This window comes from Bacillus sp. AFS077874 (assembly GCF_002566505.1).
Classification (GTDB): domain Bacteria; phylum Bacillota; class Bacilli; order Bacillales; family Bacillaceae_G; genus Gottfriedia.
In genome coordinates, this window is the sequence record NZ_NUYF01000005.1 from 180,977 (window position 1) to 192,881 (window position 11,905).

At 32.1% G+C, this 11,905-nt stretch carries 14 protein-coding genes; 2 read left to right on the top strand and 12 right to left on the bottom strand.

Annotated elements, in window-relative coordinates:
* Positions 1-221: 221 nt before the first annotated feature.
* On the top strand, positions 222-992 hold the full coding sequence (locus tag COJ46_RS02655) for an MBL fold metallo-hydrolase (RefSeq protein WP_097977503.1): 771 nt from the start codon (positions 222-224) through the stop codon (positions 990-992).
* A 682-nt stretch (positions 993-1,674) separates the two neighbouring features.
* Here COJ46_RS02655 and COJ46_RS02660 read toward each other — a convergent pair.
* The 10 genes from COJ46_RS02660 to COJ46_RS24890 all read right to left on the bottom strand — a co-directional run bounded on the left by COJ46_RS02660 (position 1,675) and on the right by COJ46_RS24890 (position 9,803).
* The gene (locus tag COJ46_RS02660) at positions 1,675-2,703 is read right to left on the bottom strand and encodes a Gfo/Idh/MocA family protein (RefSeq protein WP_097977505.1); all 1,029 of its coding nucleotides are present in this window, start codon (positions 2,701-2,703) and stop codon (positions 1,675-1,677) included.
* 39 nt (positions 2,704-2,742) lie between these two features.
* Entirely contained in the window at positions 2,743-3,711 is a 969-nt protein-coding gene (locus COJ46_RS02665; protein ID WP_097977507.1) for a sugar phosphate isomerase/epimerase family protein, read from the bottom strand.
* 24 nt (positions 3,712-3,735) lie between these two features.
* On the bottom strand, positions 3,736-4,452 hold the full coding sequence (locus tag COJ46_RS02670; protein WP_097977508.1) for a ThuA domain-containing protein: 717 nt from the start codon (positions 4,450-4,452) through the stop codon (positions 3,736-3,738).
* A 43-nt stretch (positions 4,453-4,495) separates the two neighbouring features.
* Positions 4,496-5,242, bottom strand: a complete 747-nt coding sequence (locus COJ46_RS02675) for a sugar phosphate isomerase/epimerase family protein (RefSeq protein WP_097977510.1) — start codon at positions 5,240-5,242, stop codon at positions 4,496-4,498.
* Positions 5,243-5,259: 17 nt separating this feature from the next.
* Complete coding sequence (locus COJ46_RS02680) at positions 5,260-6,339, bottom strand: Gfo/Idh/MocA family protein (protein ID WP_097977512.1); 1,080 nt, start codon at positions 6,337-6,339, stop codon at positions 5,260-5,262.
* 75 nt (positions 6,340-6,414) lie between these two features.
* On the bottom strand, positions 6,415-7,278 hold the full coding sequence (locus COJ46_RS02685; RefSeq protein ID WP_097977513.1) for an AraC family transcriptional regulator: 864 nt from the start codon (positions 7,276-7,278) through the stop codon (positions 6,415-6,417).
* Positions 7,279-7,450: 172 nt separating this feature from the next.
* Positions 7,451-7,825, bottom strand: coding sequence for a DnaJ family domain-containing protein (locus tag COJ46_RS02690; protein ID WP_097977515.1), 375 nt, complete (start codon positions 7,823-7,825; stop codon positions 7,451-7,453).
* Positions 7,826-8,053: 228 nt separating this feature from the next.
* Positions 8,054-8,737 carry a hypothetical protein gene (locus COJ46_RS02695; RefSeq protein ID WP_097977517.1) on the bottom strand — a complete coding sequence of 228 codons (684 nt, stop codon included), beginning with the start codon at positions 8,735-8,737 and terminating at the stop codon, positions 8,054-8,056.
* 423 nt (positions 8,738-9,160) lie between these two features.
* Positions 9,161-9,649 carry an AraC family transcriptional regulator gene (locus COJ46_RS02705; RefSeq protein WP_097977519.1) on the bottom strand — a complete coding sequence of 163 codons (489 nt, stop codon included), beginning with the start codon at positions 9,647-9,649 and terminating at the stop codon, positions 9,161-9,163.
* 31 nt (positions 9,650-9,680) lie between these two features.
* Positions 9,681-9,803, bottom strand: a complete 123-nt coding sequence (locus COJ46_RS24890; protein WP_286133604.1) for a hypothetical protein — start codon at positions 9,801-9,803, stop codon at positions 9,681-9,683.
* A gap of 64 nt (positions 9,804-9,867) precedes the next feature.
* Here COJ46_RS24890 and COJ46_RS02710 point away from each other — a divergent pair, with 64 nt between their 5' ends.
* Positions 9,868-10,638 carry a HipA family kinase gene (locus COJ46_RS02710; RefSeq protein ID WP_097977520.1) on the top strand — a complete coding sequence of 257 codons (771 nt, stop codon included), beginning with the start codon at positions 9,868-9,870 and terminating at the stop codon, positions 10,636-10,638.
* Positions 10,639-10,696: 58 nt separating this feature from the next.
* Here the strand turns inward: COJ46_RS02710 and COJ46_RS02715 are convergent, their stop codons facing one another.
* Both COJ46_RS02715 and COJ46_RS02720 read right to left on the bottom strand, forming a co-directional pair.
* Positions 10,697-11,200, bottom strand: coding sequence for a CcdC protein domain-containing protein (locus COJ46_RS02715; protein WP_097977522.1), 504 nt, complete (start codon positions 11,198-11,200; stop codon positions 10,697-10,699).
* A gap of 194 nt (positions 11,201-11,394) precedes the next feature.
* Positions 11,395-11,838 carry an NUDIX hydrolase gene (locus COJ46_RS02720; protein WP_286133605.1) on the bottom strand — a complete coding sequence of 148 codons (444 nt, stop codon included), beginning with the start codon at positions 11,836-11,838 and terminating at the stop codon, positions 11,395-11,397.
* Between the last annotated feature and the right edge of the window lie 67 nt (positions 11,839-11,905).

Genomic DNA, 11,905 nt, shown 5'->3' on the forward strand with positions numbered 1-11,905 from the left:
CACAAAAAAGTACCATATATACTCATAATATTGGTAAAGGTATAATAGATCTGACTTACTTTATATTGCTTATTTTAATTAGTTTGCTGTAAAAGTATGTTTATGAAATTACGTATGTATTATTAAACCAATTAGTAAAAGGTAATAATGTGCGAAGGAAAATTAATTTAGGATAACGATATCTATAAATACTATTTTTGATAAATGTGAGGAATTGAAAAATGAAAGAACAAAAACTTGCTATTAACGTATACCATGCAGAAGAAGCTAATGTAAATGCTTATATTTTTTCAGATAATAAAGGAACCTTTATTGTAGACTGCACACGAAACAGCGAGGAGGCACGAAAAGTAGCGGCACTTGCACTATCAAAGGGTTCAATACCAAAGACAATGCTAATTACACACGGACATCCGGATCATTATCTCGGTATGGGGGCTATGTTGCAGGAGTTTCCTGATCTTATAATTGTCGTTGCTTCACAGGAAATAAAAGATGATATCATCAATTTTACTGAATGGATGGATTCTGTTAATTGGCTTGAAGGTGAACCGGACATGAAACCTAAATCTGAAAAATATCCTGATGGATTTGATTATAAGCTGCGATTGGAAGTATTAGAAACAAATGAAATAGTTCTTCCAGGAGGTAGTGTACTTGAAGTCAAAGCGGATTATCCACCAACTGAGAGTGCCCATGTGACCACCCTTTACTCTCGCGACCTGAATGCGCTCATCAGTTCAGATCTAACTTACAATAAAGTTCACATTTGGCTAGGTGTTGGGGTTGAGCGAGAGCATATCAAAAACTGGCAGGAACAGTTAGAACTACTCAAAGTGAAATTCGGACCACTCGAACCGACGGTCTATCCTGGGCATGGAGCCCCGACGGATACATCAATTTTTGAAATTGATAAAAAGTACATGGATGATTTACTAAATGCAGTCCAAATATCAGAGACAGAGGATGAAGCAAAACAGAAAATAATGTAACTCTATCCTGACTGGCAGAACACTGAGTTCCTATTAACTGAGAGTATTAAGAATCAGATTGAATTATCTCGTAAGTAACCCTATCATATTAGTTATTTTATACTTTATTATGGTGGTTAAAATTCGTCCATATCAAAATCTTTGATATAGACTAAATGATTGATTGGGTTATTGCCTTTTGGTTTTAATTGGTTGCAAACAAATGTGTAAATATATTAAATGTGTATATTTATTGTCACACATAAAAATGAAGGATAGAAAAGCTGATATGATATCTGCTATTTCTATCCTATTTTTGTACTCATATGTCCTCTAGTATGTTCTAGTAAGCTTGTTTTTCTTGTAGTTATTTTAAATGTACTACGTACGGTAAATGAAATTTTTTGCTAATATGCTAAAATCCTTGGTTGCTAAAAGGTAATTAGTTAAGGCTTTTAATAGCAAAAAAATTATATCTCCATTGCTTTCACCAGCTTGAATACTAAAATATTTATCAAACATAAACCATTGTGGCCAATTACCAATCGTCTTCATATTGGTGAAAGAACACAGTAAGTAAAATTTCCCTTAAAATTTCAAAGGTGCTTTTTAAAAATAAAAAAAGCAAATAACATGAACGAAACCGTCCACATCATTTACTTTTTCTCGGTCTAACGCTTAAATTTTAAGGGGTTAAAATAGTTTATAAATAAATCCTCTCTTTTTTCTTACCTGATTCATAGATTGCACAAATCATTTTTTGAGTTTTCATCGCTTCTTCACCAGTTATATGTAACTGAGAATGATCATTCAATGATTCATAAAAATTATTAATCTGTTTTACATGACTTACGCCCCAATATCCTTTCGCACCATTGCCATAATCAAAGGTTTCATTTGGATTGTTATCAGCAACGAACTCTCTTCCATCGTTTAAAGAGACTACTCCACGGTCAGCAACCATTTTAGCAATTCCGTTTTCACAATGCAGCTCAATCGTAACTGGTGCATCATAAGAATAATAATTTATTGTATGAAAAGCCGTAACTACTCCGTTTCTATACTTAATAACTCCTTCTGCACAATCTTCAACTTCAATTATTTCATGTGCTCTATTACTAATTGTCGCGTCAACATATTCAATCTCATCATCAACGAACCATCGCATCAAATCCATCGTATGAATAGCTTGGTCAATGACTACACCGCCACCTTCTTTTTCCCAAGTCCCTTTCCAATCACTAGTTAAATAGTACTCATCAGAACGGTCCCAAGTTACTGATAGTTTTCCAGATTTAATTTTACCTAAAGTACCATTTTGTAACATTTCTTTAATTAGAACTGATCCTGGATTATACCTATTTTGGAAAATGACACCTAATTTTACTCGATTATTTTTTGCTGTTTCTACCATTTCCTGTGCATCAGAATAATGAATAGACATAGGCTTTTCAGTAAGAACATGGATTTTTCGTTTTGCGGCTTCAATTGCAACCAGCGCATGTAAATAATGTGGTAAGCAAATATGGATAACATCTAAACTTTCTTTCTCAAAAAGCTCCAGATAGTTTGTATAATAAGTACATTTGAATTGTTCAGCTTTCTCTTTTGCTCGCTCTTCCTTAATGTCACAAACCGCTACTAATTCAACATTTTCTCTTATGAAAGCAGGTTGTGCATGCATTAAAAAAATATTTCCACAACCTATAATCGCAACTCTTAATTTTTCCATTTTTACACCAACTTTTTTTAGATTGTTACTTATCTTTTATCAAGTCCACCACATTTGTGATGGCTCTTCATTTATTAATACAGACTGTAAGTTTTTTACAGCACGTGAAAACCCTTCTTCAATCGACATGATCGGGTCTTCATGTTCAATACTAACGACATAATCATATCCAAAAGTACGTAGTGCACTCATCATATCGGACCAATCTTTCAAACTATGTCCACAACCTACCGATCTGAATGTCCAAGCTCTAGTTTGAACTTCACCATAAGGTTGCATATCAGTTAAACCATACATATTTACATTATCTTGATCGATATAAGTATCTTTTGCATGGAAATGATGAATCGCATTTTCTTTTCCAAGTATTTTAATCGCTGCTACAGGATCAATCCCTTGCCACCAAAGATGACTAGGATCCAAATTAGCACCAATTGCATCACTAGTTTCTTTACGCAACTTTAATAATGTATATGGAGTATGAACTAAAAAGCCACCATGTAGTTCTAGCCCAATTTTTACTTGATGATCCTCCGCAAATTTGCCCATTTCTTTCCAATAAGGAATTAGCTTTTCTTCCCATTGCCAATTTAGAACATCCCTATACTCATTTGGCCAAGCAGTTACAGGCCAACTTGGAAACTTTGCTTCTTCATGGTCACCACTTGTTCCAGAAAAGCAATTTACAACTGGTACACTTAATAGCGAAGCCAGTTTAATCGTTTTAGCAAGTACATCATGGGATTCCTTTGCAAACTCTTTATCAGGTGATAAAGGATTTCCATGACAACTAAAAGCGCTAATCGTTAATCCACGTTTTTCTACTTTTTCAATATACTCTCTTCTTAGTTGCTCACTTTCTAATAAATCATTTAACGGACAATGAGCATTCCCAGGGTAACAACCAGTTCCTATTTCAACAGCTTTTAATCCGGAGTGTGCAACTTTATCAAGCATTTCTTCAAATGATTGATCCGCAAATAATACCGTGAATACTCCTAATTTCATCTTTTTCTCGCTCCAATCTATTATTTACGTTAATGCCTCAATGGCTTCTTTATGGCCATATGAAGGATAATTTCTTTTTGATTTATTCGCCCAATTTACTGCATTAATGATAATTTTTTGAACTTCTTTATGATGATAAGTTGGATAAGTTTCATGACCTGGTCTGAAATAAAAGATTTTCCCATTCCCTCTTTTAAATGTACATCCACTTCTAAATACCTCTCCACCTTTAAACCAACTTACTAAAACTAGCTCATCTGGGGTAGGAATATCAAAATGTTCTCCATACATTTCTTCTTGATCAATCTCAATATATTCGCCAATTCCATCTACTATTGGATGAGACGGATCGACAACCCAAAGTCTTTCCGTTTCCGCTGCTTCACGCCATTTTAAATCGCAGCTAGTCCCCATTAATTTTTTAAAAATCTTAGAAAAATGTCCAGAATGTAGGACAATCAATCCCATTCCTTGCAATATTTTTTCATAAACTTTTTGAACAATTTGATCTTGCACATCATTATGAGCAATATGTCCCCACCAAATTAATACATCAGTATTTTCTAGCACTTCATCCGTCAATCCATGCTCAGGTTGCTCTAATGTAGCCGTCATAGTATCGTACCCTGCTTCATTTAAGAAAGTAGCAATGGTTCTGTGTATTCCGCTTGGATAAATGCTTTTTACATCAGGATTAATTTGTTCATGTCGATTTTCATTCCAAATCGTTACTTTTACCATATGACTCACCCATCTCTATTTTTTTACATAGTTTAATAGTTTCTTAAGCTTCAGCTAGTATCATTTTTAAGTTATTCAATCCAACTTTTACACTTTCTAATTGTGGTTTAGTAAAAGCTTCTTGCTCAACAATTAACCATTCGGCGGAATTTAGTTTTGCTTGTTGTACAATACCTTTTATATTCATAATTCCATTTCCTACTTCGGTACTTTCCTCTTTAGATGGAGCCATATCTTTCACATGAATTAATGGCGTTCTTCCTTTATGCTTACTCATATATTCAACCGCATCTACTCCAGCAAATTCTAACCAATAAGTATCCAACTCTGCTTTTAAGAGATTAGTTGGAACTGAATTTAATAAAATATCGAGAATATATTCATTTTCAAATACAACTAATTCATGAGCATGATTGTGATAGACTAAAGATAGCCCTGATTCAGCCAGCTTCTTTCCTGACTGTTGTAAATGTTCTGCAAATTCTTTCCATTCTTCTAAACTAGTAAAATTAGCCCAAGGACATACAACGTATTTGTTTCCTAATTCTTTTTCGAAAGCAATTACCTCATCAATGTGATGGATAATTTGATCTGCACTTACATGGGCTCCTGCTATCTTTAACCCTAGTTTGTTTAAAACAGACTTTATTTCCGAAGCATTTTTACCATAGTATCCCGCGAACTCAACACCGTCATAACCCATTTGCGCTACTTTTTCTAATGTACCGAAAAAGTCGATTGCTGCATCCTCTTTAACACTCCATAATTGTAGGGCAATTGGTAATGTCATTTATTCCATCTCCTATACTAATTATTAAAATATACCGGTTTCTTTGATTTTGAAGATTCGTAGATTGCCTCTAAAATTTGAGTTACAACTAGTGCTTGCTCAGGTTTAACGGTTGGTTCGGTATCATTAATAATACTGTTGATCCATTGTCTCGCTTCTAATACTTCGGCGGAATCGGTTGCACCTTCATAAAAAGCTACGCCACCAGTGTCTATATCAATTTTTTTATCGTAAAGTCGCCCATATGCTTCCCCATTAATTCGGAGACCATCTCTCATATCAGCTCCACCTTCAGTACCACAAAGTGTAGTTTGAGCTTCTCCTATTTCAAGAGTGTTTAAAGCCCAGCTCGATTCTAGGATAACGGTTGCACCATTTTCCATTGTAATAAAACCAAAAGCAGAGTCTTCTACTTTAAATTCCTTTGGATCCCAAGGTCCAAAAGCATTTGCAGCGTTTTCTTTATGTGATAATTCGTGGTAAACGTTTCCAACTACAAATTTAGGTTTATAATTATCAATCAGCCATAATGTTAAATCCAAAGCATGTGTACCAATATCAATTAATGGTCCGCCACCTTGCTCTTCTTCATTTAAAAATACGCCCCAAGTAGGTACTGCTCTTCTTCTAATCGCATGAGCCTTTGCAAAATAAATTTCACCTAGTTCATTATTTTTACAAACTTGGCTTAAATATTGTGAATCGTTTCGAAAACGATTTTGATAGCCAATCGTTAATTTTTTGCCCGTACGTTTTGACGCTTCTACCATCGCTTTTGCTTCTGCTGAAGTTTTTGCCATTGGCTTTTCACACATAACGTGTTTACCAGCTTCTAAAGAATCAATCGTAATAAATGAATGTGATTTATTTGGTGTACAAACGTGAATTACATCAATTGACTCGTCTGCTAATAATTCCTTGTAATCTGTATAGATCTTTGCTTCCTCAACGCCAAATTTTGCCTTCGATTTAATAGCGCGTTCTTCAATAATGTCACAAAAAGCTACCATTTCTACATTTTCTAATGCTGCTAAGCTTGGCATATGTTTACCATTAGCTATTCCACCACAACCGATTATTCCTACTTTTAATTTCATTTGAAAACCTCCGAAAATGTTATTTACATTTCCAGTTTATAGAAATAATTCATTTGAGTCTTCCTTACACCTTGCCTAAAACTTCTCAAATATTGTCTTTTTTTTATATTGGGTTGGAGATAAACCAACCTCGTTTTTAAATAATCTGTTAAACGTTTTCACATTGATGAATCCAACATTATAAGCAATTTCTGTAATTGGTAAATCTTCATTAAATAAATACCATTGAGCCTTCGTTACTCTGTATTGATTTACATAATGACAAAATGTAGAACCAGTGTATTTTTTAAAAAACTTTGCAAAATATGAATTCGTAAAGCCGATATAATTTGCAACATCATTTAATGTAATATCATTCATATAATTTTCTTCTATATAATGAAATATTTTTTCTAATTTTAAAAGACTGGCCTTCCTATTAGGGTAATTAAGTTTATTATTTTCTGTATGAGGTAGATCTCGATAGATTAATAGTAAAATATCATATAATCTAGCCCTAATCGCCAATTCGTATCCTTCTTTTTTATCAATATATTCACTTTCAAGCTCTTTCAAATAGGTAATCATTTTCTGTTTCACTTCTACATTCCAAAAAACACTAGATTTTTGAATACAATTAAACAATTCAATTAGTTCCATATTATTTTTTTTCAAAAACTGCACATCTTCGAAAATAGTAAAATCAAATTGCACGACCAATCTCATACTATTTGGTGAAGATAAAAAATAATGAATGTCACCACTATTAATGATATAAAATTCTCCTTCTTCTAAATGAAGTAACTCATCATTTACACCAATCTTTAAAATGCCTTGTTGTACATAAATAATTTCTACGAGTTTATGCCAATGATGACCAACTAACGTCAATCCATCATTTGAAAACAAACAAAATGGAAAATTACGATCTAGTCTTCTTACTTCAAGAGTGGCGCTCATTCCTATTCCCCCTGTACAACTATTCTTACTATGTATGTAGTTTTACATTAACATTAAATATAGATTTTTTCATAGAATTACCATTTTAAAGAGTTAGAAAATAAAAAGATGCTTATACCGTCTAAAAAAGTATAAACATCTATATAGTGAAATCGTTCATTTTTTCACAAACTTATTTCCAATAAATCAACTGATTCTCAAGGTTTTCCTTATTTACATAATTTCTTTGCATTGGGAAAGGACAGCCTAAGTTATATTTCTTTATTTCATCATTTACTTCCGAGATCATTTTATCTATTTCTTTACTATTTTCATCGGAATTTAACTTCATCAATATCGTTTCAAGCTTTTGAAATATTTTCTTTTGTTGTAATACCCAATCTGGTTTAAAACCCGACTTCTTAATAACAGTTGTTAATAGATCATCTTTTAAAAGCTCTTTAGGTAATGGTTTACCTAATCCAGGTAGATCTTCAAATCCACCTTCTTTTTCATGACGCTTTACGATTTCACTTAACCAATCTACATATTTTTCATTATTCGACATCGTTTTAGCCACCTTTTTGGTTAGTCTAATATTATTATTATTCGTTACTTTTTAACTTTTTCCTTTCTATATTATTCAAACGAATGTATTAAGTAGATTTCTAACTTTATCTAAATTATGAACTTTTTTGAATAAACAAAAAGAGAAACTCATCATTCCAGTTTCTCTTAGATTTAATATGTATTTTTAAAACCAAAATTCATCGTTAAATTATGTTTAATACAAAGTTTATGCTCGATGTCTTTGAATAAACACATTCTCTTTATAATTTTTTAACAAGCCTCTTTCTCTCAAATATTCCTTAAAATACAAGTTCGCTTCTTTTCGCTCATCATAAGGATTCTTGGAAAGTACAAACCCTAACTTATCTTCCTTTTGAAGTTCAACACCTGACATATATAAATGAATTTTATTTTGATGATAAATTTCTTTTAACGGTTCCATAAAATTAATAGAAAAAGCAGAAAGTAACTTAATTTCTGTATCGAATGTAAACCTTGTAATATAGGATAAATCCACAAAAATTACACCTATAAATCCGGTATTTGAAATTTCAGCCTTTATTGTTTTATCATTATTTAAGTGACCAATCTCACGAAGATATTCAATAAAATAACGAATCCCTTCTTCTTTTTCGAATGGCTTTTTTGATAAAATTAAGCCAATTTTCTTTTCATCACGTAAATATTCACATGCAATATATGCTGGAATATTTTGTTTCTGAAATAATGCACATGCAGCTTGTAATAGACCATTTAATACTTCTTGTATAATTAAAGGATGCTTCCTTGTGAAATAATATTGATTTTCTTGCAATTCTTCCATATCAATGAAACTTGCTCCGATAAAACCTGTATTGGATATAATAGGTGTTTTTGAATTCCTTTTAGTTGCTCCATTTCTTTTCATCATGCAAGTTCCTTTCCTTCTAATATCTATATACAGAACATTAGTTCGCTTTTTATATTTTAATCATACACAATAAATTTTTAAATGTAAATCTTAAAATGAAAAAAGGATACGAAAATTTTTCGCATCCTTGAAATAACTCTTATTAAGATTGATCGCTTAAGAAACAGTTTCTTCCTCAATGTCTACATAGCAATCCATTGTATGTACTTCTTTGTCTTCATGATTTCCAAAGTAAATAGTGAAATTCATTGTCTAACACCCTTTCACGAAGGATATAATTTTAATTTTAATTCTATTTAATTATATTATTATTTCCAAGAAATAACAATACTTACATCATATATGAAAGAAGATGTCTAGGTTAGTAGATAATCATTTTAATTTAATACTAATTTTGTCTAATAATATACTTTAAAAACAAAGTTAGTAAGATGTTCGCTTTTTAACTGGCACAAATAAATGAACTTTAGCTTTTCCATCTGGGTCTTCGGCAGGATTATTCATACTAAATTCTAAGTTATAACGGTCGTAATCAGGCTCAAACTCACTATTTGGTAACCATTGTTCATACATAAATTTATAACCACCATTTAACATACTAAGAGAATCATAATATTGATATAAAGCGTACTGCCCACCATCTAATTTCCTAAATTCTATATTTTCATGTTTTTCCTTATCAAAACCATCGGGTATAGTAACACATGCATCATGACGACAATACTGACTTTCTACTAAATTTGGATTATCTAAGGAAATTCCAATGAAAGATTGTTGAGGTGGAAAAAGTCCATTATTTATTGCCCAATTTAATAGCTTATCCCAATGTTCTCCATTTGGTTCAAAATATGATCCGTAGCGTCTGAAATACGCAACTTCATAATCAGGTAGTTCTTTAACTAAAATATTCATTTTCACAACTCCTAATTAGTAATAAAGTCCTTTATTCTCTATTCATTAATAAAATTCCTTTTCTTATAAAAGTTAAATGAGAGCAGATAAATGAACGAACGAGAACTAATATGAAATCAACAAAATCTCCTAGTTCATTAATTCTTATGTCCAATCCGCTTCTCCTTATATAGAATATATTAATATGTTCTACTTAATAAGGAGGATGAGTTAAAACATTGATTGAACCAATAAAATATTTAGAAACATTACCAGGTAAGGCTGCACATTTATTTTTGTTTAGTGATGGTAATCGTTATGCAGTTAAATGTAAAAATAATTTCCATGGAACACGGGAGCTCGTAAACGAATACGTAGTCGCTAAATTAGGTCAGTTGTTGAATTTGCCTGTTGTCCCATTTGAAATTGTAAATATGTCCGAAAAGCAAATTCAGCAAATACCAAAAAAATTTTCAACTAATTACCAAGCAGGCAACCAGTTTGCTAGCCTTTTTATAGATAACTGTACTGGTCTTGCGAAAAAACCTCCTCGCCCGACTTTAAATGATATAAATAATCCCAATGTTTTGGCTGGAATTCTTGTTTTCGATTTTTGGGTGCACGGTGCAGACCGTACTAAAAGCAATATTCTTTTGAAACAACTCCCAGATGGACAGTATGATATTTTTATGATTGATCATGGAAAATGTTTTCCCGGAGGATATAAATGGAATGCAGAAACGCTTCAAAAATCTAAAAAGTTTAAAAAGGATTCAGTCGTTCATATTTGGACGGTAAACATATTAAATGACTTAAACATCATGACGTCTTATATTGAAAAAATCCTGGAATTATCAGAAGCATCAATCCATGAAGTGCTTCAGGAGATCCCTGTAGACTGGAATGTTTCAAACGAAGACAAAGAAGCACTTTTTATCTATCTGAAAGAACGCAAAAAAACACTTGCTGATTCAGTTTATACATTTGTAAAAAGATATTTGAATCAATAAAATTAAATTATCATTATTAATTTTACTTTGCTTTATCCACTTAACTATAAAATACCCTTCAGATATTATTCTGAAGGGATTCTTTATTTTTATAATTTTTCTTCTTATAGACTCTACGAAACTTAAGAAATGAAACAATTCTCCAAGGGCAAATATATCCGATTGCAACGGTCATAAACAGTGCTGCCTCGGTCTCATTACCGAGCCACTTTAAATAATCGCGAAGTACAAATCGGATAATAAAGATAATAACAAAGACGACGATGAAACTTATATTCTTTGTAGCATAGATATGTTGGTCGGATCGGAGCTCATAGTTAGTCGTCCAAATAAGTGGAATAGATAAAATAAATCCAAAGAAAAGTGCGCAAATCCATTCCCAGCTAGCAGCATGAGCCTTCGGATTCAAAATAAAGGGAATGCTAGGTAATATCAAAAATAGTATTGGGAGGAGAAGGCGAACTCCGCTTCCTTTAATTGGGCGATACATAGCTCTCGTTCTTCTCCATAATACCAATGCAGCAATCACAATAACGATCATGTAAAAAGAAGAAACGTTCATAAATTCCCCCCCATAAGGATCTATTTTAACTATTAAGATTTGAAAAAGATTAAACTTTTTTATTTATATTCCTTATTTAAAGAGTTAAGAAGAAATTGAAAAAATACTTTTAGGCATTCAAAAATTAAAGAGAAAGATAGATTTTCGAAAATGAAATTGCCATATTTTATATTTGCGTTAGTTTAACAAGTAAACTAAAACTCTATATAAAAGGGATGGCAGTTTTCATTCAAACAATATTCAATTCTTTGTTTGAAATTTTTCCAGGTTACCATTGCTAAGGCTTCCTCAATAGGAAAATATCCCACTTCTAAACTTTCTGAAGAAGTTGTCAACGTTCCGCCGATTGGTTTAGCTAAAAACAAAGTGTTACAAATAGAACTTCTAACATTTTGAAATACTCCACAAAATTTCAAAACTTCAACATCAATTCCACTCTCCTCTTTTGTTTCCCTAATTGCAGCTTCTTTCAATGATTCCCCCTCTTCAACTTGCCCACCTGGCATTTCCCAGCCTCGACGCGGACCCTTAATTAATAAAATTTCATTTTGTTCATTAATGACAATTGTAGCAGCTGAAATAATATGTTTGGGTGGCAAAAAATTATTATTTTCTGTATTTTTTTCATTAGTTAACAAAAGAATTCCCCTTTCTACTTTAGCTCCTAATAATTCTTTTTATATATTCTATTAAAACTTAAAGAGA